Consider the following 26,172-nt stretch of genomic DNA (forward strand, 5'->3'; position numbering starts at 1 on the left):
ATGATCAAGGGATTGGGCGGTCTTGGCGACATGGCCAAGATGATGAAGGCCGCCAAGGACATGCAGGACAGGATGGAGCAGATCCAGCAGGATATGGCGCGCATCACCGTGACCGGCGAAGCCGGCGCGGGGCTGGTGCGCGCGACCTGCACCGTGAAAGGCGAGCTGACCGCGCTGGAAATCGACCCCTCGATCTTCGTGCCATCGGAAAAAGAGGTCGTCGAGGATCTGATCCTTGCCGCCATCAAGGAGGCGCAGCGCCTTGCCGAGGAACGGATGAAATCCGAGATGGCGAAGATGACCGAAGGGCTGGGCCTGCCGCCCGGCATCAAGCTGCCCTTCTGAGCCATGCGCCACCCGCAGGCCGAAGGCAGCGACGACATTCAGGCGCTGATCGCTCTGATGGCGCGTCTGCCGGGGCTTGGGCCGCGATCGGCCCGGCGGATCGTGCTGCATCTGATCCGCAGGCGGGGCGACCAGATGGCGCAGATTGCCGCGCTGATGGAGAAGGTCGCGCAGAATTCCCGCGAATGTCTCTGCTGCGGCAACATCACCGACCGCGATCTGTGCGCAATCTGCACCGATCCCAACCGCGCCACGGGCGAGATCTGCGTGGTCGAGGATGTTGCCGATCTCTGGGCATTGGAACGGGGGGGGGCCTTTCGCGGCCGATATCACGTCCTTGGCGGCACGCTCTCGGCCCTGGACGAGATCGGACCCGAGGATCTGGGCATCCCCCGGCTTCTGGATCGCATCGCCGGCGAAGCTGTGTCCGAGGTGATCCTGGCGCTGAACGCCACCGTCGATGGGCAGACCACCGCCCATTACATCGCCGATGCACTGGAGGGGCAGTCCGTCACCGTCACAGGCCTGGCCCAGGGCGTGCCCATTGGCGGAGAGCTAGATTATCTGGACGACGGAACGATCAGCGCGGCGCTGAGGGCGCGGCGGCGTCTGTGACCGCCTTGGCCTCGTGCCTGCCCGAGGCCGCGCAGACCCGCCCTTGCCCGGTCGTGATGGGCGGGATCGCAGGCGCAGACCGTCGGGCTGCGCGCGGTCTCGGGCAGGCGCTTGTCTCGTGCCAGCGCGCCGCTGGCAAAGTTGCTGCCGGTGATGGCCGCGTATCCGCACGCCACGGACAAGGTGCAGGACGTATCCTCAGCCTGGTCGGATCGCCCCGGATCCGCAGCCCCTGGAACTGCCGCTGCGCAAGGCGATCCTGCCTCGGGCGGTCCGAATATGCCCAAGCCGAAGACGCGCATGGGATCGGACCCCGGGCCGGAACTGCGAATGAGTCGCCCGCTCAAAGGCAGCAGAGATTGCCGCGCCGCCATGCCCCTGACGGCCGCAGCAGCGAAGCTCCGCAGCCGTTGGCCGACAAGGGGATTCGCTGTGCCCTGATGGTGCTGATGGTAAACCGTCTCGACCGCACTGCCGGTCGTTTGCCGGGCTGTTCGGACCCTGACGAAAAAGCCCGCCCCTTGGTCAGGGGCGGGCCTTGTGCAAGATGTCGAGGCCGCTATCAGGCGGCGGCTTTCGCCTTTTCGACGATCGTGGCAAAGGCTTCGGGTTCGTTCACGGCCAGATCGGCCAGAACCTTGCGGTCAACCTCGATCCCGGCTTTCGCCAGCAGGTTGATGAACCGCGAATAGGTCATCTCGGCATCGGCCAGGCGGACGGCGGCATTGATCCGCTGGATCCACAAGGCGCGGAAGTTGCGCTTGCGGGTCTTGCGGTCGCGGGTGGCATACTGGTTCGCCTTGTCCACGGCCTGGGTCGCGGTGCGGAAGTTGCGCGACCGCGCGCCGTAATAGCCCTTGGCCTTGTCCAGGACTTTCTTGTGGCGGGCGTGGGTGACCTTGCCGGATTTAACTCGTGCCATTGTTCGGTCCTCGGATCAGCGGTTGTAGGGCATGTATTTCTTGACGATCCTGGCATCGGCGTCCGACAGGACGGTGGTGCCGCGCGCGTCACGAATGAACTTCGGGGTGCGCTTGATCATGCCGTGGCGCTTGCCGGCCTGGGCCGACTTTACCTTGCCCGAGGCCGTGAACGAGAACCGCTTCTTGGCAGCGGATTTGGTTTTCATCTTCGGCATTTTCATCTCCTTCATCAGAGTGAACGCGCGACTCGGCAATGCCAAACTGGCCGGCCGCACGGGAACGGAAGCGTGCCTGATAAGCGCGCTTGCGTGATTTGGCAAGAGGGGTCAGGGCAGGACGCGCTGCGTCAGCCGGTCCAACGCAGAGGCCAGCCCTTCGGGGCTGAACGGCTGGGGCTGCATGGCGAAGGCCCAGAAAATCAGCAATATGCCCGCGACGAAGGCCAGAGCCGCCGCACGCGGCGGCTGAGTCCGCAGAAGCTGGACCACCGCCAGAACGACCGATAGCAGGCACAGGATCAAACCGGCCGCCAGAAGAATGTCCGTCATCGCAGTCCCCCGTTGATGCGAGGCCCGATTACTCGGGATCGCTGGCGTAGATCAAGCGTTCGTCGCAGGGCGCGATGCGCAGGATGTTGGTCGAACCGGCGACGTTGAAGGGCACGCCCGCCATGACCACGACCTTGCGGCTTTCATCGGCGAAACCGAACTTGCGTGCGGCGCGGGTGGCGTTCACCACGGCCTCCTTGAAGCGCGACAGACGCGCCGTCGCCACGGCATGAGTGCCCCAGGTCAGGCAGAGACGGCGCAGCACGCGCTCTTCGGGCGACAGTGCCAGGATCGGCACGCGCGGACGCTCACGTCCCACCAGGCTGACGGTCTGGCCCGACTGGGTAAAGACGCAGATCGCCGCCACATCGGTGGTCTCGGCGATCTCGCGCGCTGCCGTCACGATCGCATCAGGAACCGAGGACAGCGAGGCCTTGCGCGACGCCTCGATGATCGAGCGATAGTTCGGGTCCGCCTCGACCGAGCGGGCGACGCTGTCCATCGTGGTCACGGCCTCGACCGGATAGCTGCCCGCGGCGCTTTCGGCCGACAGCATGACGGCATCGGCGCCCTCGTAGATGGCATTGGCCACATCGCTGACCTCGGCGCGTGTCGGCATCGGGCTTTCGATCATCGATTCCAGCATCTGGGTCGCCACGATCACCGGCTTGGCGGCGCTGCGGCACAGGCGGACCAGACGCTTCTGGATCGGAGGCACCGAATGGACCGGCAGTTCCACGCCCAGATCTCCCCGCGCTACCATGATCCCATCCGAGACCTTGAGGATTTCGTCAAAGGCGCGAACGGCGGCGGGTTTTTCGATCTTGGACAGGACCGCGGCACGGCCGCGCGCCAGTGCCTTGGCCTCTTCGACATCTTCGGGGCGCTGCACGAAGGACAGGGCAAGCCAATCGACACCCAGTTCGCAGGCGAATTCCAGGTCGGCGCGGTCCTTGTCGGACAGCGCGGCCAGCGGCAGAACCACGTCAGGAACGTTCACGCCCTTGCGGTCGCTGATCTGCCCGCCCACGGTCACGATGCAATCGGCATGGTCGGGGCCGCAGGACACGACCTTGAGGCGGATCTTGCCGTCATTGACCAGAAGTTCCGCGCCCTCGACCAGAGCCGCGAAGATTTCGGGATGCGGCAATTGCACGCGGCTGGCGGTGCCAGGCTCGGGGCTGAGGTCGAAGCGGAACGGCGCGCCCTCGGGCAGGTCGTGCGGGCCGGCCGCGAACTGACCCACGCGCAGCTTGGGGCCCTGCAGATCGGCCAGGACGGCGATGGGGCGGCCGGTTTCGGCCTCGATGGCGCGGATCGCCTCATAGCGGGCGCGGTGATCCTCGTGGCTGCCATGGCTCATGTTCAGGCGGAACACGTCGGCCCCTGCTTCGAACAGCGCCCGGATCATCTGGCTGCTGGACGAGGCCGGCCCAAGCGTGGCCACGATCTTCACGTTGCGATGTCGTCTCATTCTTCCCGCCCTCTGACGTTTAGCGCTATCTATGCCGCAATTGCTGCGTGGCGGCAACTGGCGTCCGGCGCGCTTTCGTCGTAAGCAGGCGCGCAGCATGAATGATGATGCGACCATGACGGAACCCGCCTACTGGATCGAGGGTCGGAGGCGCCCCTCGCGCTGGCTGATCACCTGTGATCATGCCACGAACCGCGTGCCCGAATGGGTTGGGGGCGGCGATCTGGGCATTTCGCCGGCCGACATGGCCCGCCACATCGCCTATGACGTGGGCGCGGCGGGCCTGGCCTCGGCCCTGGCCGAGCGGATGGGCGCGCCGGCGATCTTTTCCGATTTCTCGCGGCTGGTGATCGACCCGAACAGGGGCGAGGACGATCCCACCTTGCTGATGCGGCTTTATGACGGCACCGTGATCCCCGCAAACCGCGACGCGGATGCGGCAGAGCGCGAAAGGCGGCTGGAGCGGCTGCACCGGCCCTATCACCGGGCGCTGGCGGCACTGGCCGACGGCCATCCCGCGCGCTGCATCTGCGCGATCCACAGCTTCACGCCGCAGCTTCGCGGCCGCCCGCCCCGGCCCTGGCAGGTGGGCATCCTCTACTCCCACCGCGACGCGCGACTCGGTCCGCCGATGGTCGCGGCTTGTCGCGAAGAAGGCTGGATCACCGGCGAGAACCAGCCCTATGACGGGCACCTGGAGGGGGATTCCATCGACCGGCACGCTTTGGCCCATGGGCGCCCGAACATGCTGATCGAGCTTCGCAACGACCTGATCGCCACACCGGAGGGCCAGGCGCAGTGGGCCGCGCGTCTGGCCCCGGTCATCGCGCGGGTGCTGGCGCAGACAGGGCTATAGCGAATGGGGGTGGCAAGGGGGGCGCTGCCCCCGATCGCCTGCGGCAATCCCCCCCTAGGATATTAGGACCAAGGCAAAGGCGGACGCTGCCGGAAGGGTTTTCCGGCAGCGCCCTTTTCGTCAGATCGCGGCCTTGCGGCTTTCTTCCAGGTAGATCTCGCGCAGGCGGGTTACGACAGGACCAACCTTGCCCGAGCCCACGGCGGCGCCGTCGATGCGGACGACGGGCATCACGAAGGCCGAGGCCGAGGTGATGAAGGCTTCGTCCGCAGCCTGAGCCTCGGCGATGGTGAAGGGACGTTCCTCGACCTGCATCTGCGCCTCGGCAGCGAAGCGCAGGACGGCGGCGCGAGTGATGCCGTGCAGGATGTCATGGCTGAGCTGGCGCGTGACGATCGTGTTGCCCTTGACGATATAGGCATTGTTCGAGGTGCCTTCGGTCACATGCCCGTCCTGCACCATCCAGGCATCATCGGCGCCGCGGGCCTTGGCCTCCATCTTGGCCATCGAGGGGTAGAGAAGCTGCACCGTCTTGATGTCGCGCCGGCCCCAGCGCAGATCCTCGACGCTGACCACGCTCCAGCCGGTTTTCGCAGCGGGGGCATCTGCCAGGCCCGGTTTCGACTGGGTGAACATCACCACCGTCGGGGCCGTGCCCTCGGGCGGATAGGCAAAGTCGCGGTCGCCGGGATTGCCGCGTGTCACCTGCAAATAGACAAGACCGTCGGTGATGCCGTTGCGCGCCACCAGGTCGCGATGGGCGGCAAGGTATTCGTCGTCGGACAGGGGGTTGGCGATGGCCAGTTCCGACAGCGAACGCTTGAGGCGGATCATGTGGCCCTCGAAGTCGATCAGCTTGCCGCCGAGCACACTGACCACCTCATAGACGCCGTCGGCCATCAGGAAACCGCGGTCGAAGACCGAGACGCGCGCCTCGGATTCGGGCAGGTAATCGCCGTTCACATAGACTGTCCGCGTCATCGAGATCCTCCTTGCGCGTGGCTTGCGCGCCGGTCCTGCGCCCAAAGCGGTCGCAGGTCAAGAACCTGGCATCACGCGCGGCGCAGCTTGCGGAAGGCGGCCGAGGCGCCCCAACCCGCCAGCACCGCCACGGCCAGCGACATCAGCCCATAGAGCAGCGGCTGGTCGAAGGCCAGGCGGTAGAGCCAGCGTTCCAGCCCGATCTTGCGGACCATGATCGGGGCGCGGTGAACGTCGATCACCTGACCCTCTCGCACCAGAAAGATGCGGGTCTTGTATTCGCCTTCGACCAGGGTGGCGGGCAGGGCAATATCGGCGCGGAACAGCGTCTCTTCGGCCAGGTGGACGCCGCTCTCGTCCAGAAGGAATCGGCCCTCGGCCTCGCGCAGGCGCAAAAGCGCCTCGGTGAAGGGCACGGTATCGCGAACCTCCAGCGCCCCTTCAAAGGCGCGCATCGCCTGCGGCAGCGAGATGCGGTAGCGCGCATCCCAGGCCGGATCGAGGATCTGGTCCAGCGGGCCGGTCGAGGCGACGGCATAGTAGCTGGGGACCGCGCCCACATCGACGCGCTCGGTGTTGACCCAGATGCCCGCGCGGCGCGCCTTGCGCCAGATGGTCAGCGCCTGCGACGGCGCCTCGACCGTGACGATCACGTGCAGCGGCGTGTCGGGGATCGGCGTTTCGCGTCGGATCGCGCCGTAGATGAGGATTTCCGAACCGTCGAAGCTGGCCGTGATCGCGACCGAGTCGCTGGACAGGCCCACGACAACCTGTTCGGCGGGCTGTTCGGCCTCGGGGGGGGTGACATTCTCGGGGGCGGGCGCGCGCGGCAGACCCGGATCGGGATAGAGAGGGAACGCCTCGTCCTGCGCCAGCGCGGCCGGGGCCAGGGCAAGGGCCAGGATCAGGGCCAGCCGCCGCATCACCGCGCCCTCACCACGATCGTATAGAGATCCTCGGGCGGCAGGAACAGGTCCAGCGCCAGCTTGCCGCAGACCGCCAGCACCAGCAGCGCAAGCAGGATGCGCAGCTGCTCGGCCCTCAGCCTTGCGCCAAGCGAGGTGCCGATCTGCGCGCCCACGACCCCGCCGACGATCAGCAGCACTGCCAGCATCACATCGACCGTATTGTAGCTGACCGCATGCATCAGCGTGGTGAAGGCCGTGACGAAGGTGATCTGAAAGAGCGAGGTGCCGACAACGACCTTGGTCGGCATACCCAGCAGATAGATCATCGCCGGCACCATGATGAAGCCGCCGCCCACACCCATGATCGCGGCCAGAACCCCCACCGCCAGCCCGACCAGCAGGGGCGGGATGACGCTGATATAAAGCCCCGAGGCGCGGAACTTGACCTTGAGCGGCAGGCGATGCACCCACATGTGGTCATGCAGCTTGCGCCTCGGCGCGGCGGGATTGCGGGCGCGGCGCAGCGCGCGGATGCTTTCCTGCAGCATCATCGTGCCGATCAGGCCCAGAAAGACGACATAGCAGAGCTGCACGACCAGTTCGACCTGGCCCAACTGCTGCAGAAGGTTGAACACCAGCACCCCAAGCGCCGATCCGACAAGCCCCCCCGCCAGCAGCACGCCCCCCATGCGGAAATCGACGCTGCGGCGTTTCATATGAGCCAGCACGCCGGAAACCGACGAAGCCACGACCTGGTTCGCACCGGTCGCCACGGCAATGGCGGGCGGGATGCCGATGAAGAACAGAAGCGGCGTGATCAGGAAGCCGCCACCCACGCCGAACAGGCCGCTCATCAGCCCGACCAGCCCCCCCAGGCCGATCAGGATGAAGGCGTTGACCGAAACCTCGGCGATGGGAAGGAAGATCTGCATGGTGCCGCGCCGGTTGCCCGGATCAAGGATGCAACAGCCCCCGGCACAGGTCAAACCGCTTTCGGCCGCCTCGCTACGGGTTGAAGCAGGCGCAAGCGGCGGCTAATCAGGACCGGTCACGATGGCGTGCGCGCGACCGCGCGGGCTGCGTTCAGCGGGGGATTTTCGGTATGCGCATCCTGATTACCAACGATGACGGCATCAACGCCCCCGGCCTTGAGGTGCTGCACCAGATCGCAACCGAACTGGCCGGCCCGCATGGTGAGGTCTGGACCGTCGCTCCTGCCTTTGAACAATCGGGCGTGGCCCATTGCATCAGCTACACCCACCCGACCATGATCGCCCGCCTCTCCGAGCGCCGTTATGCCGCCGAGGGCAGCCCCGCCGACTGCGTTCTGGCCGCCGTCGGCGACCTGATGGCCGACGCCCTGCCGGATCTGGTCCTGTCGGGTGTCAATCGCGGCAACAATGCGGGCGAGAACGCCATGTATTCCGGTACGATCGGCGGCGCGATGGAGGCTGCCCTGCAAGGCCTTCCTGCCATCGCCCTGTCGCAATATCTGGGACCGGAAACCGACGATCTGGCCGATCCGTTCGAGGCCGCGCGCCGGCACGGCGCCTCGTTGATCCGGCAGCTTCTGGATCACGGGGACTGGGATTCCGACGAGGATTTCCGCCTGTTCTACAACGTGAACTTTCCGCCCCTGCCCGCCTCGAAAGTGCGCGGCATCCGCGTGGCGCCCCAGGGCAAGCGGCGCGGCAGCCGGTTCGGCGCCGTGCCCTATACCGCGCCGAACGGCCGGCGCTTCATGTGGGTCGCGGGCGGCTCGCAACAGGCCGAGGCGCGGCCGGGCAGCGACGTGGCCGTGAACCTTGACGGTTACGTCTCGGTCACGCCGATGCGGGCGGACCTGACCTGCCATGCCTCGCTGTCGCGCCTGGCCGCGGCGCTGGACGGCAAGCCCCTGGCCTTCGGGGACTAGACCATGACCGAGGACGACGCCGAGGGCATCCCCGATCAAGACCCCGCCGAACGCAAGATGCGGTTCCTGTTCGCGCTGCGCTCGCGGGGCGTGACCGACCCACGTGTGCTTCAGGCGATGGAGCGGATCGACCGGGGCCTCTTCGTGCGCGGCCAGTTCGCCGACCGTGCCTATGAGGACACGCCCCTGCCCATTCCCTGTGGCCAGACGATCAGCCAACCCTCGGTCGTGGGACTGATGACGCAGGCTCTGGCGGCGGGCCCGCGCGATACGGTGCTGGAGGTCGGCACCGGCTCGGGCTATCAGGCGGCGATCCTGTCTGGGCTGTGCCGTCGTGTCTATACGGTGGACCGTCACCGTCGCCTGGTGCAAGAGGCCGAGGCGATCTTTCGCGACCTGGGCCTTTACAACATCACCGCGCAGGTGGCCGACGGATCGCGCGGGCTACCCGATCAGGCCCCCTTTGATCGCATCCTCGTGACGGCCGCAGCCGAAGATCCGCCAGGGCCGCTGTTGGCACAGTTGAAGATCGGCGGTATCATGGTGGTTCCGGTCGGGCAATCGGACGCGGTCCAGACCCTGATCCGCGTCAGGCGATCCGAAACCGGTTTCGACTACGACGAATTGCGGCAGGTTCGTTTCGTGCCGCTGGTCGAGGGGTTGGGCCAGACATGACCCCCGCCGACGGATGGGCAGGCAGGCTGAGGGCATAAGAACATGAGCAGGAATTTCAGGCTTGTCGCGGCGGGCTTCGTGCTGGGCCTGCTTGCCTCTTGCGGGCCGGATGGCAGGTTCGACCCGGATCTGCGCGGCTGGATGCCGGGCAACCTGGCCACCGACGAGGCAGCCGCCACAGCCCCCCCGCGCCCCGAACCCGACCAGCGCGGTGTGATCACATTCGCCAACGGGCAGGTGGTCGTGGCGCGCGCAGGCGAAACACCCGCCGCCATCGCGGCAAGGCTGGGGCTGGGTGCGGCGGAACTGGCGCGCCACAACGCGCTGATGCCCGACACCGTGCTGGAAGCCGGTGCCGTGCTGGTTCTGCCCTCGCCCGTGGCGGGTGCGCCGCAGGGCGGCGCGGCGGGTGCAAGCGGGACGACGGTGGTGACGGATCCCTTCGCCGACCAGCCCTCGCGCAGCACCGCGCCGACCGGCACGCCGCCTGGGGCCACCCCTGCCGCGCCCCACGCCGCCACCCCGGCCGCCGCACCGCGCGAACATGTTGTGGCAGCGGGCGAGACCGCCTGGTCGGTCGCGCGGCGATACAATGTAAGCGTGCAGGATCTGGCCTCGTGGAACGGGCTGCCTGCCGACATGGCGCTGCGCACAGGTCAGCGCCTGCTGATCCCGCAGCCGGGCCAGCAGCGCCCTGCGACCGCGGCCACGACGCGCCCCGGTCAGGGCAGCCAGACGCCGCCCCCGCCCTCGGCCTCGGCGCCCCTGCCCGACGAGGCGACCACCCCTGCCGCCACCCCCGCCGCCCCTGTGGCACCGGCGGCTGATCTGGGCGCGACCCGCACAGCGGCCACGGCCAGCCGCTTCCAGATGCCGGTTTCAGGTTCGATCGTGCGGCTTTACGAAAAGGGCCGCAATGACGGCATCGGCATCGCCGCGCCTGCGGGCGCCCCGGTCAGCGCGGCGGGCGCGGGAACGGTCGCGGCCATCACCCGCGACACGTCCGGCACGCCGATCGTCGTGGTCCGTCACGATGGCGACCTGATGACCGTCTATGCGGGCCTTGGCGATGTCACAGTCGCGCGCGGGGACAGCCTGGCGGCAGGTCAGGCGCTTGGCACGGCCGGCCAGAGCGGCGTCGTTCATTTCGAGGTGCGGCGCGGCTTCGAAAGCCTGGACCCGGAAAGTTTCCTGAACTGAGCCACCTGAAGCCAGGGCCGCATCGACGCACAATCCCTGTGCGGCCCGGCTTATCCCATCCCGGGGGCAGACAGGTTAGACAAGGGTGGCACAACAAGGGTCTGGCCATGTATCGCAACACCCCTCGCAGCTATGGCGCGGTCGCCCGCGCGTTCCACTGGGCCACGGCGCTGGTGGTCCTGGGCAATATCGGGCTGGGCCTCGTCGCGCACCGTCTGCCGATGGACCAGCTTGCGCTGAAGTTCGCGCTGTTCTCGCTGCACAAGACGCTTGGCGTGGCTGCTTTCGCGCTTGGGGCGGCGCGCATCCTCTGGGCGCTGAGCCAGCCGCGCCCCGTGCCCCTGCACCCCGAACGCCGGGTCGAGACCGCAATGGCCGAGACCGTGCACTGGGTGCTTTACGCTTCGCTGATGCTGGTCCCCCTGACCGGCTGGATCGAACATGCCGCGACCGAGGGCTATGCGCCGATCCTCTGGCCCTTTGGTCAGGGCCTGCCGATGGTGCCCAAGTCCCCCGAACTGGCGCTGACCATGGCCGCGCTGCACAAGATGCTGGCCTGGGTGCTGATGGCTGCGGTTGCACTGCATGTGGCGGGGGCGCTGAAACACGCGATAATCGACCGCGACCAGGTTCTGGCACGGATGCTGACCGGTCGCGCGGCGGGCGGGACAACGTCCGGTGGACGCCACGCCACGCCCGCGCTGGTCGCGCTGGCCTTGCTTGGCGCCGCAGCCGGTTGGGCGCTGAACGCGCCGCAGCCGCAGGCGCCGGTTGCCAGCCTCGCGGCGCAGGTTTCGGAATGGCAGGTGCTGGACGGAGAACTGGCCTTTTCCGTGCGCCAGATGGGTGCGCCGGTCCGAGGGGAGTTCGGCGACTGGACGGCCTCGATCAGCTTTGATCCCGACAGCGGCACGGGCGCGGTCAGCGTCTCGATCAACCTGCAGAGCGCGACGCTCGGCACCGTCACCGATCAGCTTCGCGGCCCCGATTTCCTGGACGCCGAAACCGCGCCGCTGGCCCTGTTTCAGGCCGAAATCCGCCCCGAAGATGAAGGCTACCTCGCCGAAGGCCACCTGAATCTGCGCGGCGAAACCCTGCCCGTCACCCTGCCCTTCGACCTGGACATCGCAGACGGCATCGCCCGGATGCAGGGCGCAACCGCGCTGGATCGCCGCGACTGGGGAATCGGCGCGGCCTATCCCGACGACGCGACGCTAGGCTTCGAGGTCGTGATCCAGGTCAGCCTGACCGCCAGCCGTGACCCCGGCGCGGTTGTGCGCTGAGGGACAGCCATTGTTCGCCCATCATGAATTGCGCACAGAACGCCGGCGGGCGATGGTGCATCATCAGATCAAGGAGACTGCCATGCTGAAGATCAATGCCATGACCGCCGGCTTCATCCTTGCAGCCACGGCTGCGATGGCCGAGCCGCAGACCTATCAACTGGACACCAGTCACAGCCAGATCATGTTCAGCTACGATCACCTGGGCTTCTCGACCACGATGGGCATGTTCAGCGACATTACCGGCACCATCGTCTTCGACCCCGAAGACCCCGCCGCCTCGTCGGTCGAGGCCAGCTTTCCGATCGCCTCGCTGATGACGGGCTATGCGGACCGCGACGCGCATTTCCTGTCGGCCGATTTCTTCGGCAGCGAGGCCGCCGCGCCAGAAGTCACCTTCAAATCGACCTCGATCGAGGTCACGGGCGAGGACACCGCGCTGATCTCGGGCGATCTGACGCTGAACGGCGTCACCCGCGAAGTCGTGCTGGACACCGTGCTGAACGGCCGGGGCGACCACCCGATGATGAACCGCCCCTGGATCGGCTTCGACGCGACCACGACCGTCCTGCGCAGCGACTTCAATCTGGGCATGTTCGCACCGGCCGTGTCGGACGAGGTCGAGATCCGTATCTCGGTCGAGGCGATGCAACCCGAATGACCGACACGCGCGACCGGCCGGGCGCGCCCTGACCTGACTGCACGAAAAACAGGGGCGGGTGAAGACCCGCCCCTGTCTCGTGATGACTGCAACAAAAGGTAATTGGTCAAAAACCTCTTGCCGGCGCAGCGATCACTTCGCGGCGGCAGCGGTAGCCGTGGTGGTGGCTTTCTTCACCGCGGCTTGCGTTTCGCGGGTGGCCTTTTCGGCGACCTTCTGAGCGTCGGCGGCCATGTCCTTGCCGGCGGTCAGCATCAGATCGACCGTGTCCATCTGGACCTTCTTGGCCAGTTCGGCATAGGCGGCCATGTGTTCGGCGGCCATCTCGGCCGAGGCCGAGGCGAAGTCGCTCATGGCCTTGGCGTATTCCGACGGCTCGTCGCGGACGGCGGCCAGTTCGCCGGCGCGGGCGATGGCGTCCTTGGCCCAGCGGGCCGAAATCTCGGTCGAGCGCTCGGCAGCGCTCAGGACCACCTTCGCCATTTTCTCGCCCAGCACAGCTTGCGACTTCATCGCCTCGTGCATCGAACTGGTGTCGATCGGGAAGTTCGCCATCATGTCCTGCATGGTCTTGGCGAAATCTGGGGTCTTGGCCATGTTTCTTGCTCCTGTGTTGCAGCGCCGGGGTCTCGGGCCTCGCGGCGCTGCTGGTCATGTCGGTGCGATCAATATGAATGCTGCATCGCAGCATTTCAAGTTCTTTTTCTGCGTCGCAGCAGAAATATGCTGCGGCGCATGTGAAGCGCGTCAGTTTGCGCGTTCGTGAACATAACGGCCCGGCGCGGGTTCGATCCCCTCGCCGGGGTCGCGGGCATCGACCATCTTTCCCGCGCGTTCGGACAGCCAGTCGCCCCAATGCGGCCACCAGCTGCCCTGATGGAAGATCGCATCCCTGCGCCAGGTCTCGTGATCGCCGCTGAAGTCACTCGGGCCGCGGTAATGGCCGTATTTCTTCTTGCTGGGCGGATTCACGATGCCCGCGATGTGACCCGACTCCGACAAGATGAACGTCCTGTCCGTCGAGCCCATCTGCGCCACGCCGCGCCAGCAATCCTTCCAGGGCGCGATATGGTCCGTCTCGCAGGCGATGGCGCAAAGCGGCACCGACACGTCGGACAGGTGCAACCGGTGGCCCATCAGATCGAAGCCTTCCCCCGCAAAGGCATTCTGCTGGCAGAGACCGCGCAGATATTGCATCGCCATCCTGCCCGGCAGGTTGGTGCTGTCGCCATTCCAGAACAGCAGGTCGAAGGCAGGCGGCGCCTCGCCCATCATATAGCTGCGGATCGCCGGGCCCCAGACAAGGTCATTGGCGCGCAGAAAGCTCATCGTGCGCGACATCAGACGTGCCCGCATCAGCCCGTGGCGCGCGATCTCTTCGGCGATGCCATCGACGAAATCCTGTTGCAGGAAGGTCGTGAACTCGCCCTGATCCGAAAAATCCGTCAGCGTCGTGAAGAACGTCGCCGAATTCACCCGGTCGTCGCCCCGCGCCCTGAGCAGCGCCAAGGTCAGCGACAGCGTGGTTCCGGCGATGCAATAGCCGACCACGTTCAGCTTTTTCTGGTCGGTGAGGTCGCGGACCTTGTCCATCGCCTCCAGATACGCGGCGACGTAATCCTCGATTCCGGTCTCGGCCATGCTGGCATCGGGGTTTTTCCAGCTGACGACGAACAGGGTATGGCCCTGATCGACCAGCCAGCGGATCAGGCTGTTCTCGGGCTTGAGATCGAGGATATAGAACTTGTTGATCCAGGGCGGAAAGATCAGCAGGGGCGTCGCGTGGACCTGGTCCGTCGTGGGCGCATACTGGATCAGCTCGAACAGGGGCGTGCGGTGAACGACGGCGCCAGGAGCGGTGCCGATGTTCTGGCCCACGCTGAAGGCGGTGCTGTCGGCCAGCGACACGATCACCTCGCCGCCATGGGTCTCGACATCGCGGACCAGATTTTCCAGCCCGCGCACAAGGCTTTCGCCCTCGGTTTCGATGGCCTTTTCCAGCGCGTCGGGATTGGTCGCCAGAAAGTTCGTGGGCGCCATCATGTCGATGATCTGCGCGGTCAGCCAGTCCAGCCTGCGCCGGGCGATCTGGTCGGGCAGTTCAAGCGCCGCAGCGGCCGAGCGCAACGCCTCGGCATTGGTCTGATACTGGCGCATCACCAGGTTGAAATAGGGATGCGTCTGCCATAGCGGGTTCGCGAAGCGGCGGTCCCTGGGGCCTTCCTCGCCAGAGGCGGTCAGCTTGCCCTTGACCAGCGCCTCTTGGGCACGGGCGTAATTCTTGAGCGTCTCGGCCCAGTAATTCACCTGATGTTCGATCATCCGCGAGGGCTGTTCGGCCATGGTCTTCAGCATCGCCCCCGCGGCGGTGAGATAAAGGTCGGGGCCCGGCCCCTCGACACCGGGATTGGGCGGCTGGCGGTTGGCCAGAGCCGCCATCAAACGGTGGCTGAGCAACTCGATCCGCTCGATGTTCTCGGCCAGCTTATGGGCAGTGGGCGCAGATCCGGCCTGCCTCAGCCCGCGCGGCATCTTGCGCGCGCTGTCCTGGGCCGTGGTGGCAGCGGGCACTTCCGGCGTCTCGGGGCGGTCCTGGGGCGCGGCTTGGCCGGCGGCGACGGGCTTTCTGGCTGCGGCCGTCCTGCTGCGCGTGCGGGGCGCAGCCTTTGCCGAAGGCGCGGCAGCCTTGGCCTCGGCTGCGGTCCCGACCTTGGCGGCCTTGGCCGTCGCGCTGCGTGGCTTGCGGGCTTTTGCCTTCCTGTCGGCAGGATCGGACGGATCTTTCCGCGAACGGGTCGATTTGCTTGCCATGAGCCGGTTCCCCCCCTAGAAATCGACCCATCATAGGCGCAGGGCGCGGACAGCGTAAACCCGGCATTTCCCGGACCCATACAGCCCCTGCGAAGGCATCTGAGGATGAGAGACATGCCGACAAAGGGTCTGAGGGGAATCGTTTCATACGACCTGATGGAAACGATTCGGAACACGAACGAGTGGCTGGGCGCCTCGGCCCGGGCACTAGCCTCCTATCCCGCCTTCGCGCTGATTCCGCATCCCGGCATCAAGCTGATGGGGGCCTGGGGCCGCGTGACGGAACGCAGTTTTGCCCGCATGGTCATCAAGCCGGGCTGGCAGATCCCCGCCATACCGGGCGAAGACGGGCAGGATCACAACGTCTATCCCGAGCCGGTCATCCGGCGTCCCTTCGGCGATCTGGTGCATTTCCGCGTGGCACGGCGGGAAGCGCGCCCCCGCAAGGTGCTGTTGATCGCGCCCATGTCGGGCCATTACGCGACGCTGTTGCGCTCGACCGTTACCTCTCTGCTGCCCGATTGCGAAGTCTATGTCACCGACTGGCATAATGCGCGCGACATCCCGGTTTCCCAGGGCAAGTTCGACATCGAGGATTACACCCGCTATCTGGTCGATTTCATCCGCCATCTGGGGCCAGAGACCAATGTCATCGCGGTCTGCCAGCCCGCGCCGCTGGCCTTGGCCGCAACCGCGATCCTGGCCGAAGAGGATCCCGCTGCGCAACCGCGCACGCTGACGCTGATCGGCGGGCCTGTCGATCCGGACGCCGCCGCGACCGAAGTGACCGATTTCGGCAACCGCGTCACCATGGGCGAGCTGGAACATCTGGTCATCCAGTCGGTCGGCTTCAAATACCGCGGCGCGGGCCGGATGGTCTATCCGGGCCTGGCGCAATTGTCATCGTTCATCGCGATGAACGCCGAAACGCATTTCAATGCCTTCGTCAACCAGATCTTCGCCGAGGCGCGGGGCGAGGCCTGCGAGGGCGACAAGCACAACAAGTTCTACGACGAATATCTGGCTGTCATGGACATGACCGCGGAATTCTACCTGTCAACCGTCGAGCGAATCTTCAAGGGTCTGGAAATCGCGCAGAACCGCTTCAGCGTGGATGGCAAGCCAGTGGATATCGGCAAGATCACCAATGTTGCGGTGATGACCGTCGAGGGGGCGAATGACGACATCTCGGCGCCGGGTCAATGCGTCGCCGCGCTGAAGCTGTGCACAGGGCTGCCGGACAGCAAGAAGGCGCAGCATCTTGAGGAAGGGGCCGGGCATTACGGCATCTTCGCGGGCAAGTCCTGGCGGCTGAACATCCGTCCGCTGGTGCTGGATTTCATCGACGAGCATTCGATCCTGCCCGATTCGGTCAAGCCGCGCCGCCGCCGCAAGGTCGCGGCCGAGCCCGGCAAGGACAGCAACGCCCATATGCCGGTCTGAACGACAGGGCCCCGGTCGCGCGGGGCCCTTCGCGTCTGGCCTGTCCGTCAGTCTATCTCGTCGATCTGCTCGATCTGCCTCTCGATGGCGCGCAGGCATTCCGGCGTGGAAAAGCGGTGATCCGCGCCCTTGACCAGCAGCAGCCGGATATCCCGGCCTTCGGCATGGTCCAGCAAGTCCAGCGCCCAGGTCATCGGCACATCCGCATCTGCCGTGCCCTGCAGCATCCGGACGGGCATGTCCAGACGTAGCGGCTGATTCAGGATCAGATGATCGCGGCCATCCTCGATCAGGCGGCGCGTGATGACATAGGGCGTATCGGCGTATTCGCTTGGCAGTTCGATCCGGCCGTCGCGCAGGACCGTCTGGCGCTGATCCTCGGAAAACTTCGCCCAGAACCCCCGTTCCGTGAAATCGGGCGCGGCGGCAATCGTCACAATCCCCGCCACGCGATGCGGCATCGCCCGCGCCAGAAGCAGCGCAATCCAGCCGCCCATGGACGAGCCGACAAGAATCTGCGGCCCCTCGGTCAGCGCCTCGATGACGTGGCGGGCATCCTCGGCCCAATCGCCGATCGCGCCTTGCTCGAACAGGCCGCTGCTGGCGCCATGACCCGAATAGTCGAAGCGCAGGAAGCCCCGCCCCCGCCGCGTGGCCCAATCCTGCAGATAGAGCGCCTTGGTGCCTGTCATGTCGGATTTGAACCCGCCCAGAAAGACGACGCCCGGGCCGCTGCCCGGCTGGCGGGCATAGGCGATGCGCCGCCCGGCCGGGGTGTCAAGATAAGTGCTCATCCGCAAACTCCTGCCTTGTCCGCGCCAACCCTGTTATCCGAACCGTCGGCAGAAATGAACCGCCACAGGAACCGACGGCGGCGACTTGACACCGCGACGGCCCACGTCCATGCCTGCCCGACCATACCCGCAACCGGGCGTTCCGTGGGCGCCAGACCGACGAGGAGGACGCGATGTCCCAGATTACCCTCACCTTTCCCGATGGCAATGCGCGCGCCTATCCCTCGGGCGTGACCGCAGCCGAGGTCGCGGCCAGCATCGCGCCCAGCCTTGCCAAGCGCGCGATCTCGGCCAGTCTTGACGGACGCCATATCGACCTGGCCTGGCCGATCACCGAAAGCGGTGCCATTGCCATCCACACGATGAAGGACGAGGCGCAGGCGCTGGAGCTGATCCGCCATGACTTCGCCCATGTCATGGCGCGCGCCGTGCAAGAGATCTGGCCCGATGTGAAGGTCACGATCGGCCCGGTCCGCGATCATGGCTGGTTCTACGATTTCGACCGTGCCGAACCGTTCGTCCCCGAGGATCTGGCCCGGATCGAGGCGAAAATGCGCGAGATCATCAATGCGCGCGAGCCGATCCGCACCGAAGTCTGGGATCGCGACCGCGCCCGCGCCCATTACGAGGCCGCGAACGAACCCTTCAAGCTGGAGCTTCTGGATCGCATCCCCGAGGGTCAGGACATCCGCATGTATTGGCATGGCGAGTGGCAGGATCTGTGCCGGGGTCCGCATTTGCAATCCATGGCGCAACTGCCCGCCGACGCCTTCAAGCTGACCCATATCGCGGGCGCCTACTGGCTGGGCGATGCCTCGCGCCCCATGCTTCAGCGCATCTACGGTGTGGCCTTCCGCACGCGCGACGAGCTGAAGGCCCACCTGACCATGCTGGAAGAGGCCGCAAAGCGCGACCACCGCAAGCTGGGCCGCGAGATGGACCTGTTCCACATGCAGGAAGAGGCACCGGGCCAGATCTTCTGGCATCCGAACGGCTGGAACATCTATGTCACGCTGCAGGATTACATGCGCCGCCGCCAGCGCGCCGACGGCTATGTCGAGGTGAACACGCCCCAGGTCGTCAGCCGCAAGCTGTGGGAAGAATCGGGCCACTGGGAGAATTACCAGGAGAACATGTTCATCGTCGAGGTGGACGAGGACCATGCTCGCACCAAGACCGTCAATGCGCTGAAGCCGATGAACTGCCCCTGCCATGTGCAGGTGTTCAATCACGGTCTGAAATCCTATCGCGACCTGCCGCTGCGCATGGCCGAGTTCGGATCGTGCAACCGCTACGAACCTTCGGGCGCGCTGCATGGCATCATGCGCGTGCGCGGCTTCACCCAGGACGACGCGCATATCTTCTGCACCGAGGATCAGATCGAGGCCGAGACGAAGAAGTTCATCGAGCTTCTTTCCTCGGTCTATGCCGATCTTGGCTTCGAGAAGTGGCGCATCAAACTGTCCACCCGCCCCGAAAAACGCATCGGATCCGAGGAAAGCTGGGACCGGGCCGAAGCCGCGCTTGGCAATGCCTGCAAGGCGGCGGGCCATGACTTCACGATCTTTCCCGGCGAAGGCGCGTTCTACGGACCCAAGCTGGAATTCGTGCTGACCGACGCGATCGGTCGCGACTGGCAATGCGGCACGCTTCAGGTGGACCCCAACCTGCCCGAACGGCTGGGTGCGGAATATGTCGGCGCCGACGGCCACAAGCACCGCCCCATCATGCTGCACCGCGCCGTGCTGGGCAGCTTCGAGCGATTTATCGGCATCCTGATCGAGAACAGCGCCGGCAAGCTGCCCTTTTGGCTGGCCCCCCGGCAGGTCGTCGTCGCCTCGATCGTCTCGGATGCCGATGATTTCGTGCACGAGGTCGTGGGCGAATTGCGCGCAGCGGGCATCCGCGTCGAGGCTGATACCCGTAACGAAAAGATCAACTACAAGGTCCGCGAACATTCAGTCGCCAAGGTGCCCGCCATAATGGCCATCGGCATGAAAGAGGTCGAGACGCGCAGCGTGTCGCTGCGTCGGCTGGACGCGCAGGGCAGCCGCAGCCTGCCTCTGGCCGACGCCGTCGAGATGCTGAAAGCCGAGGCGACCCCGCCCGATCTGCGATAAGCGAGGCTGCTGTCATACGACCGTCACCGACCAGCGGCATGATTCCGTTATTCCCGCTTGCCTTTCGCTGCGATTCGGGCATCCTGATGTCTGCGTGAGCAAGGACTTTCTACCGCCTCCCTTACGGGCAGCCGGATTTCCGAAAGCGGGCTGCACGGCCTGGCGCAATCCTGCGCCGGGATGACTTGAAGGAGAGACGGTTATGGCGACCGGAACGGTAAAGTGGTTCAACGCCACCAAAGGCTACGGCTTCATTGCGCCCGATGACGGCGGCAAGGACGTATTCGTCCATATCTCGGCGGTGGAGCGTGCGGGGCTTACCGGCCTGCAGGACAACCAGAAAATCGGCTACGAACTGCAATCGGGCCGTGATGGCAGGGCCTCGGCCGCCGAGCTCAAGCTGCTCTGACCGCACGCCCCGGCGTGTTGCGACGGCCCGTTCGCGCGGGCCGTTTTCCTTTTTTCCGCGACAGGTTTGCGATGGTCACGCTTGATATCTTTGCCGATCCCGTCTGCCCGTGGTGCCTGATCGGCAAGCTGCAGCTGGACCGGGCGCTGGAAAGCCGCCCCGGCCATCCCTTTGCAATCGCCTGGCATCCGTTCCGCCTGAATCCCGATCTGCCGCCCGAAGGCGCTGACCGCATCGCCCATTTGCAAGCCAGGCTGGGCGTCCGCGCGACCGAGGCGGGCGAGCAGATGGTGCGCGAGGCGGCAGCCCTGGGGCTGGCCCTGAACCCGGCACCACGCGAGCCGAACACGCTGGACGCCCATCGCCTGCTGCATTGGGCAGGGCTGGAAGGCGTGCAGAGCCTTGTGATGGCGGGCCTCTTGCGCACCCATTGGCAAGAGGCGGGCGACATCGCCGATCACGCCACCCTGTCCCGGATCGCGGCAGCGGCGGGAATGGATCGGGATGTGACCACCCGGCTTCTGGCCTCGGATGCCGACCGGGACGAGGTTCTGCTCCGCGAGGCCCATGCCCGGCAGCGCGGCGTCCGGTCGGTCCCGACCTTCATCGTCGCCAATACCCATGTCGTGCCGGGCGCGCAGCCCGCCGCCCTGTGGCAGCAGGTGATCGACGAGATCGGCGCCGCCTGACGGGCAAGACTTGCAGATCGTGCAAATCCTGCCTATCTGCAGGTCAGAACCGACAGGTATTCCCATGACCGACATCGCCCACCCGGCCGGGCACCCGACGCGCCGCCTGCCCTTGCCCGAATTCATTGCGATGCTGGCGTTTCTCTTTGCCACCATCGCCTTTTCCATCGACGCGATGCTGCCCGCCCTGCCCGAAATCGGGGCCGCATTGACGCCTGACAACATCAACCGCGCGCAGTTGATCCTGACCAGCTTCGTCGCGGGCATGGGGCTGGGCACGCTATTCGCGGGGCCTATCTCGGACGCGATCGGGCGCAAGCTGACGATCACGCTTGGCTTCGGCCTTTATGCCGCAGCCGCGCTGGCGGCCATCGCCGCGCAGTCGCTGGAGATGCTGTTGCTGGCGCGCTTCATCCAGGGCATTGGCGCAGCTGCGCCCCGGATCGTCGGGCTGGCGCTGGTCCGCGACCTCTATGAGGGGCGCGAAATGGCGCGGATCACCAGCTTCGTGATGATGATCTTCATCATCATTCCGGCTCTGGCGCCGTCGATCGGAGCAGGAATCATTGCGGTCAGCGCCTGGCAAGGGGTCTTTCTGGCCTTTGCCGCCTTTGCAATCATCGGCGCGCTGTGGCTGAATATCCGCCAGCCCGAAACCCTGCCCGCCGCCAGCAGACGCCCGCTGAAACTGTCCGTGCTGGCCGCCTCGGCGCGCGAGGTGCTGTCGGACCGGCAGGTGATGCTGGCGACCTTGGTCCTGACGCTTGGCTTCGGGCAGATGTTTGCGCTGCTGTCCTCGGCGCAGCAGCTTTTCGGCGAAACCTACGGGCGCGGCGAGGATTTCCCGCTCTGGTTTGCGGCGATGGCGCTGCTGTCGGGAACCGCCACGATCCTGAACGCGCGCTTCGTCATGCGTTTCGGGATGCGCCGCATCGCAGGCTGGGCCTATCAGATGCAGACCGTCGTTTCGGCCATCATGTTGGTCTTGCTGTTGACCGAGGCGCTGCCCGGACCGCTGCAATTTCCGGCCTTCTTCATCTGGGCGACCAGCGTCTTTTTCATGGCAGGCGTGACCTTCGGCAACCTGAACGCGCTGGCGCTGCAAAGGATGGGGCATATCGCGGGCATGGCGGCCTCGGTCGTGGCAGCGGTCTCGACGCTGGCGGCCGTGCTGATCGCCGCGCCGGTGGGGCTGCTTTATGACGGAACGGCGCTGCCGGTGGTCGTGGCGACGCTGACCTGCTCGGGTGCGGCAGTCCTGCTGATGCGGCGCCTTCGGGGATGAAAGAGCCGCCGCGAGGGCAAGCCGCGGCGGCCACGTTGCCGATGGCGCCTGCTCAGGCCGCGATACCCTCGGGGATCCTGGCCCCCGTCATGTAGGCCACTGCATCCGACATCGAATGTTCCCTGGGGTTGATGACGCAGAGCCGCTTGCCCAGCCGGTGGATATGGATCCGGTCGGCCACCTCGAAGACATGGGGCATGTTGTGGCTGATCAGCACGATGGGGATGCCGCGCGAGCGCACGTCCTGGATCAGGTCCAGCACGCGGCGGCTTTCCTTGACACCAAGCGCCGCCGTGGGTTCGTCCAGGATGATGACCCGACTGCCGAAGGCCGCCGCGCGCGCCACCGCAACCCCCTGGCGCTGGCCGCCGGACAGGGTCTCGACCGGCTGGCCGATGTTCTGGATTGTCATCAGGCCCAGTTCGGACAGCTTCTCGCGTGCGAAGGCGTGCATGGCAGGCGTATCCAACATGCCGAACCAGCGACCCAACACATCCTTGCGGCGCAGTTCGCGCCCCATGAACATGTTGTCCGCGATCGACAAGGCGGGCGACAGCGCCAGCGTCTGATAGACGGTCTCGATCCCGGCCTTGCGCGCGTCCAGCGGGCTGGCAAAGCTGACGGGCTGGCCTGCCAACCTGATCTCGCCCTCGTCGGGCTGGATGGCGCCCGAAAGCGCCTTGATCAGACTGGACTTGCCCGCGCCGTTATCGCCGATCACGGCCAGGATCTCGCCCGGGTAGAGGTCGAAATCGGCGCCGTCCATCGCCGTTACACGGCCATAGCGCTTGACCAGGTTGCGGGCAGACAGAATAGGCTCGGTCATGACGACACCTTTCGGATCCATTGGTCGATGGCGACAGCCAGGATGATCAGCCAGCCGGTCGCGAAAAGCTGCCACAGCACGTCCACCCCGGCCAGCCGCAGCCCCGAGTTGAAGACGCCCACGATCAGCGCCCCGATCAGCGGCCCGAGGATCGAGCCGCGCCCGCCAAAGAGCGAGATGCCGCCGATCACCACGGCGGTGATGGATTCGAGATTCGCCTCGAAGAACGAGGTCGGGCTGACAGAGCCGACGCGCCCGATCGAGGACCAGGCCGCCAGCGCGCAGATCACGCCCGCCACGACATAGACCGACATCAGCACGCGCCTGGTCTGGATGCCAGCCAGCGCCGCCGCCTCGGGGTCGTCGCCCACCGCATAGACCCGACGGCCCCAGGCGGTCTTGTAGAGCGCGTAATAGAGCACCGCAAAGACCAACAGCATCAGCACGACGCCGTAGGTCAGGACCGCGCCGCCGATCTCGAACCGTGTGCCGAAGAATTTCAGCAGCGGCGCCTCGGCATCTATGGTCTGGCTGCGGATCGTCTCGCGCCCCGACAGGTAATAATTCAACGCAAGGAAAATATTCCACGTGCCAAGCGTCGTGATGAAGGGCGGCAGCTTCAGGCGCGTGACCAGAAAGCCGTTCAGCGCGCCGGTCGCAGCCCCGCAGGCCAGGCCGATCAGGATGGCGATGGGCGCCGGGATGCCCATATTGACGGCCAGATGGCCCATCACGACCGAGATCAGCACCATCACGGCCCCGACCGACAGGTCGATCCCCGCGGTCAGGATCACCAATGATTGTGCCGCCGCCAGCGTTCCGACCACGGCGACCTGTTGCAGGATCAACGACAGGTTGAAGGCCGAAAGGAAGTTGGGCGAGACCAGCCCGAAAACGATCACCGACAGCACCAGCACGATGACCGGAACCATGGTGGGATATTGATGCAGGAAATGCTGTATCCGGTCCAACGCGCTGCGCGAACGGGTATCGAATTGGGCGACCGTTTCGCGAGTATTGCGTTCGACCACGGGATCGGGGGTGTCAGACATCGCGCACTCCGTGGAACAGGCGGCAAGCCCGACGGCCTTCGTGGCCGCCGGAGGTTTTCATATCGGGATCAGCCCCAGCAGCGGGCCAGGCCCTCTTCGATGTCTATGGACTCCACGCCCTCGACAGGGTCGCCGGTCACGAGATTCACGCCGGTATTGGTGAAATCAAGACCTTCGCTGGTCGTGGGCCTGGTGCCATCGGCGGCAAAGGCGGCAATCGCCTCGATGCCCATGGACGCCATCAACAGCGGGTATTGCTGGGCCGTCGCGCCGATCACGCCGTCGCGAATGTTCTGGACACCCGGGCAGCCGCCATCGACCGAAACGATGATGACGTCGTTTTCCTTGCCAAAGGATTTCAACGCCTCATAGGCGCCGGCGGCGGCGGGTTCGTTGATCGTATAGACGAGGTTGATGGTGGGATCGCGCTGCAACAGCGCCTCCATCGCCTGACGGCCGCCTTCCTCATTGCCCGAGGTCACTTCATTGCCGACGATGCGCGGATCGTTCTCGTCGCCGATCACGTCGGGGTTGTTCACGTCGATGCCGAAGCCTTCCAGAAAGCCCTGATTGCGCAGCACATCGACCGAAGGCGCACTGGCCGACAGGTCCAGCAGCGCGATGCGGGCATCAGCTGCGGCATCGCCCATCGTTGCAGCAGCCCAGGCGCCGATCAGGCGGCCAGCCTCGCGGTTGTCGGTGGCAAAGGTCGCATCGGCGGCGTCGATCGGATCAAGAGGCGTATCCAGTGCGATGACCAGGATCCCCGCCTCGCGGGCCTGCGCCAGCGGGTCCACGATGGCCTTGGTATCCGAAGCGGTGATCAGGATGCCCTTGACCCCCGCCGCGATGCAGCTTTCGACGGCCTGCTGCTGGGTTTCGTGATCGCCATCGACCTTGCCCGCAAAGGTCAGCAACTCGATCCCCAGTTCCTGAGCCTTGGCGGTCGCGCCCTCGCGCATCTTCACGAAGAAGGGGTTGATGTCCGTCTTGGTGATCAGGCAGGCGCGGGTCGTGTCCTGCGCGGCAGCGCCGCCCACCGACAGGGCAAGCGCGGACAGGGCCGCGAACGCGGCCAGAATCGTTTTCTTCGTCATTCCGATAACTCCTCCAGAACGGCGGGCCCTCATCCCGCCTTGCCCTCAAAAAGCATCACAACAAGCCGCTTGTCAATAAATCAATTATGTTTATTTAATTGGTGCAAGGGAGGACCGCATGATGCCAAACGACCTGAGCGCCGGCCCCGGTCTCAGCCGGAACGAGCGGCTGATCCTGTCACTGATCCGCCGCCACGGCCCCCTGTCCCGCGCGGCTCTGGCGCTGCGCACGGGCCTGTCGGCGCAGGCCGTTACCAATCTGACGCGCAAGCTGATGACCGCGGGGCTGCTGGATGCGGGGGAGGTCGTGCGGGGCAAGGTCGGCCAGCCTTCGACGCCCTTGTCACTGGCGCCGGAGGGGGCGCTCTTTCTGGGGCTGAAGATCGGACGCAGACTGGCCGAACTGGCGCTGGTGGATTTTACCGGCCAGATCCGGCTGCACCGGCAGGAAATGCACGCCTTTCCCGAACCGCGACGCATCCTCGGTTTTGCCCGCCATGGGGTCGCAACCTTCATGGACGCGCTGCCCGGCCCTTTGCGCGAGCGCGTCGCGGGGCTTGGAATCGCCACGCCCTATCGGCTGTGGGACTGGGGCGCCGAGATGGCCGCGTGGGAGGGGCTGGACCTGGCCGCCGAACTGGCGCCCAACATGCCCTGCCCCATCTTTCTGGAGAACGACGCGACGAGCGCCTGTGGGGCCGAGCTGATCTTTGGCACACAGGAATTGCCACGCGACTTCATCCATATCTATGTCGCGCATTTCGCAGGGGGCGGGATCGTGCTGGACGGCGTGCTGCGGCATGGCCCGACACGGAACGCGGGGGCGCTTGGTTCGATGCCGGTGCCGGGAGGCGAGCAGTTGCTGGACCGCGCTTCGGTCTCGACGCTGGAACGTCAGATCGGCCGCGCCCTGCCGCCCGATGATTCGGCCTGGGACGTGCCCGAGGAGGACGAAGCTGCCTGGGCGGCGCAGGCAGGCGAAGCCCTGGCCTTCGTCACGCTGTCGGCGGTGGCGCTGGTCGATCTGTCGCTGGTCGTAATCGACGGCGCGGTGCCCCCCGCGACCCGCGCCCGGCTGGCCGACGCGACCCGCGAAGCCCTCGCCCGGATGCCCGCCGCCGGGATCGACCGTCCAAGCGTCGTGCAGGGCGGCCTGGGCCGGACAGCCCGCATCCTGGGCGCGGCAGGGCTGCCCCTGGCGCATTTCTTTCAGCCCGGCGGGGCAGCGCTGAGACCGGGGATTGCCGCTTGACTTGGCGGCG

At 66.1% G+C, this 26,172-nt stretch carries 27 protein-coding genes; 14 read left to right on the forward strand and 13 right to left on the reverse strand.

What is annotated here, in order from left to right; translation table 11 throughout:
* Entirely contained in the window at positions 1-345 is a 345-nt protein-coding gene (locus KY389_RS10745; RefSeq protein WP_219830941.1) for a YbaB/EbfC family nucleoid-associated protein, read from the forward strand.
* A gap of 3 nt (positions 346-348) precedes the next feature.
* Positions 349-960, forward strand: a complete 612-nt coding sequence (gene recR / locus KY389_RS10750) for a recombination mediator RecR (RefSeq protein ID WP_219830943.1) — start codon at positions 349-351, stop codon at positions 958-960.
* A 562-nt stretch (positions 961-1,522) separates the two neighbouring features.
* Here the strand turns inward: recR and rplT are convergent.
* The 4 genes from rplT to pyk all read right to left on the reverse strand — a co-directional run bounded on the left by rplT (position 1,523) and on the right by pyk (position 3,905).
* Positions 1,523-1,882, reverse strand: coding sequence for a 50S ribosomal protein L20 (gene rplT, locus KY389_RS10755; protein WP_219830945.1), 360 nt, complete (start codon positions 1,880-1,882; stop codon positions 1,523-1,525).
* Positions 1,883-1,897: 15 nt separating this feature from the next.
* Positions 1,898-2,098, reverse strand: a complete 201-nt coding sequence (gene rpmI, locus KY389_RS10760) for a 50S ribosomal protein L35 (protein ID WP_219830947.1) — start codon at positions 2,096-2,098, stop codon at positions 1,898-1,900.
* 111 nt (positions 2,099-2,209) lie between these two features.
* Positions 2,210-2,431, reverse strand: coding sequence for a hypothetical protein (locus KY389_RS10765; protein ID WP_219830949.1), 222 nt, complete (start codon positions 2,429-2,431; stop codon positions 2,210-2,212).
* A gap of 28 nt (positions 2,432-2,459) precedes the next feature.
* Positions 2,460-3,905, reverse strand: a complete 1,446-nt coding sequence (gene pyk / locus KY389_RS10770) for a pyruvate kinase (protein ID WP_219830951.1) — start codon at positions 3,903-3,905, stop codon at positions 2,460-2,462.
* Between the two features lie 115 nt (positions 3,906-4,020).
* Between pyk and KY389_RS10775 the strand changes: the two genes are divergently transcribed.
* The gene (locus KY389_RS10775) at positions 4,021-4,761 is read left to right on the forward strand and encodes an N-formylglutamate amidohydrolase (protein WP_219830953.1); all 741 of its coding nucleotides are present in this window, start codon (positions 4,021-4,023) and stop codon (positions 4,759-4,761) included.
* A 120-nt stretch (positions 4,762-4,881) separates the two neighbouring features.
* On the opposite strand, the gene KY389_RS10780 is transcribed toward KY389_RS10775, so the two are convergent.
* The 3 genes from KY389_RS10780 to KY389_RS10790 form a co-directional block, all read right to left on the reverse strand.
* Positions 4,882-5,742, reverse strand: a complete 861-nt coding sequence (locus KY389_RS10780; protein ID WP_219830954.1) for a D-amino-acid transaminase — start codon at positions 5,740-5,742, stop codon at positions 4,882-4,884.
* Positions 5,743-5,813: 71 nt separating this feature from the next.
* On the reverse strand, positions 5,814-6,668 hold the full coding sequence (locus KY389_RS10785; protein ID WP_425517180.1) for a TIGR02186 family protein: 855 nt from the start codon (positions 6,666-6,668) through the stop codon (positions 5,814-5,816).
* Positions 6,665-7,582, reverse strand: a complete 918-nt coding sequence (locus tag KY389_RS10790) for a sulfite exporter TauE/SafE family protein (RefSeq protein ID WP_219830958.1) — start codon at positions 7,580-7,582, stop codon at positions 6,665-6,667. Before KY389_RS10790 ends, KY389_RS10785 begins: the two co-directional genes overlap by 4 nt.
* Positions 7,583-7,752: 170 nt before the next feature.
* Here KY389_RS10790 and surE point away from each other — a divergent pair, with 170 nt between their 5' ends.
* The 5 genes from surE to KY389_RS10815 all read left to right on the forward strand — a co-directional run bounded on the left by surE (position 7,753) and on the right by KY389_RS10815 (position 12,384).
* Entirely contained in the window at positions 7,753-8,565 is an 813-nt protein-coding gene (gene surE, locus KY389_RS10795; protein WP_219830960.1) for a 5'/3'-nucleotidase SurE, read from the forward strand.
* Between the two features lie 3 nt (positions 8,566-8,568).
* Positions 8,569-9,240 (forward strand): protein-L-isoaspartate(D-aspartate) O-methyltransferase, encoded by a 672-nt coding sequence (locus tag KY389_RS10800; protein ID WP_219830962.1) that lies wholly within the window; start codon positions 8,569-8,571, stop codon positions 9,238-9,240.
* A gap of 42 nt (positions 9,241-9,282) precedes the next feature.
* Positions 9,283-10,440 carry a LysM peptidoglycan-binding domain-containing protein gene (locus tag KY389_RS10805; protein ID WP_219830964.1) on the forward strand — a complete coding sequence of 386 codons (1,158 nt, stop codon included), beginning with the start codon at positions 9,283-9,285 and terminating at the stop codon, positions 10,438-10,440.
* Between the two features lie 107 nt (positions 10,441-10,547).
* Positions 10,548-11,723: a cytochrome b/b6 domain-containing protein gene (locus KY389_RS10810; RefSeq protein ID WP_219830966.1), complete on the forward strand. Its 1,176-nt coding sequence runs from the start codon at positions 10,548-10,550 to the stop codon at positions 11,721-11,723.
* An 82-nt stretch (positions 11,724-11,805) separates the two neighbouring features.
* The gene (locus tag KY389_RS10815) at positions 11,806-12,384 is read left to right on the forward strand and encodes a YceI family protein (protein WP_246588073.1); all 579 of its coding nucleotides are present in this window, start codon (positions 11,806-11,808) and stop codon (positions 12,382-12,384) included.
* 132 nt (positions 12,385-12,516) lie between these two features.
* On the opposite strand, the gene KY389_RS10820 is transcribed toward KY389_RS10815, so the two are convergent.
* Together KY389_RS10820 and phaC are read right to left on the reverse strand one after the other, a co-directional pair.
* Entirely contained in the window at positions 12,517-12,981 is a 465-nt protein-coding gene (locus KY389_RS10820; RefSeq protein ID WP_219830968.1) for a Phasin, read from the reverse strand.
* Between the two features lie 150 nt (positions 12,982-13,131).
* Positions 13,132-14,916, reverse strand: coding sequence for a class I poly(R)-hydroxyalkanoic acid synthase (phaC, locus tag KY389_RS10825; protein WP_246588075.1), 1,785 nt, complete (start codon positions 14,914-14,916; stop codon positions 13,132-13,134).
* A 393-nt stretch (positions 14,917-15,309) separates the two neighbouring features.
* Between phaC and phaZ the strand changes: the two genes are divergently transcribed.
* Complete coding sequence (gene phaZ, locus KY389_RS10830) at positions 15,310-16,638, forward strand: polyhydroxyalkanoate depolymerase (RefSeq protein ID WP_425517181.1); 1,329 nt, start codon at positions 15,310-15,312, stop codon at positions 16,636-16,638.
* 47 nt (positions 16,639-16,685) lie between these two features.
* Here the strand turns inward: phaZ and KY389_RS10835 are convergent, their stop codons facing one another.
* Positions 16,686-17,432: an alpha/beta hydrolase gene (locus KY389_RS10835; protein WP_219830972.1), complete on the reverse strand. Its 747-nt coding sequence runs from the start codon at positions 17,430-17,432 to the stop codon at positions 16,686-16,688.
* Between the two features lie 173 nt (positions 17,433-17,605).
* Here KY389_RS10835 and thrS point away from each other — a divergent pair, with 173 nt between their 5' ends.
* From thrS to KY389_RS10855, 4 genes are all read left to right on the forward strand, one after another.
* Positions 17,606-19,552 carry a threonine--tRNA ligase gene (gene thrS, locus KY389_RS10840; RefSeq protein ID WP_219830974.1) on the forward strand — a complete coding sequence of 649 codons (1,947 nt, stop codon included), beginning with the start codon at positions 17,606-17,608 and terminating at the stop codon, positions 19,550-19,552.
* Positions 19,553-19,754: 202 nt separating this feature from the next.
* Positions 19,755-19,961 carry a cold-shock protein gene (locus tag KY389_RS10845; protein WP_219830975.1) on the forward strand — a complete coding sequence of 69 codons (207 nt, stop codon included), beginning with the start codon at positions 19,755-19,757 and terminating at the stop codon, positions 19,959-19,961.
* A 71-nt stretch (positions 19,962-20,032) separates the two neighbouring features.
* Positions 20,033-20,650, forward strand: a complete 618-nt coding sequence (locus tag KY389_RS10850) for a DsbA family oxidoreductase (RefSeq protein ID WP_219830977.1) — start codon at positions 20,033-20,035, stop codon at positions 20,648-20,650.
* A 64-nt stretch (positions 20,651-20,714) separates the two neighbouring features.
* A complete protein-coding gene (locus tag KY389_RS10855) occupies positions 20,715-21,935 on the forward strand; it encodes a multidrug effflux MFS transporter (protein ID WP_219830979.1) in 1,221 nt (406 codons plus the stop codon).
* Between the two features lie 52 nt (positions 21,936-21,987).
* Here the strand turns inward: KY389_RS10855 and KY389_RS10860 are convergent, their stop codons facing one another.
* The 3 genes from KY389_RS10860 to KY389_RS10870 all read right to left on the reverse strand — a co-directional run bounded on the left by KY389_RS10860 (position 21,988) and on the right by KY389_RS10870 (position 24,910).
* Positions 21,988-22,761: an ATP-binding cassette domain-containing protein gene (locus tag KY389_RS10860; RefSeq protein ID WP_246588074.1), complete on the reverse strand. Its 774-nt coding sequence runs from the start codon at positions 22,759-22,761 to the stop codon at positions 21,988-21,990.
* On the reverse strand, positions 22,758-23,813 hold the full coding sequence (locus KY389_RS10865; RefSeq protein WP_219830982.1) for an ABC transporter permease: 1,056 nt from the start codon (positions 23,811-23,813) through the stop codon (positions 22,758-22,760). Before KY389_RS10865 ends, KY389_RS10860 begins: the two co-directional genes overlap by 4 nt.
* A 68-nt stretch (positions 23,814-23,881) precedes the next feature.
* Positions 23,882-24,910 carry a sugar ABC transporter substrate-binding protein gene (locus KY389_RS10870; RefSeq protein WP_219830983.1) on the reverse strand — a complete coding sequence of 343 codons (1,029 nt, stop codon included), beginning with the start codon at positions 24,908-24,910 and terminating at the stop codon, positions 23,882-23,884.
* 121 nt (positions 24,911-25,031) lie between these two features.
* On the opposite strand from KY389_RS10870, the gene KY389_RS10875 reads away from it, so the two are divergent.
* On the forward strand, positions 25,032-26,162 hold the full coding sequence (locus KY389_RS10875) for an ROK family transcriptional regulator (protein WP_219830984.1): 1,131 nt from the start codon (positions 25,032-25,034) through the stop codon (positions 26,160-26,162).
* Positions 26,163-26,172 lie beyond the last annotated feature (10 nt).

It is taken from the genome of Paracoccus bogoriensis, assembly GCF_019431455.1.
Lineage (GTDB): Bacteria > Pseudomonadota > Alphaproteobacteria > Rhodobacterales > Rhodobacteraceae > Paracoccus > Paracoccus bogoriensis.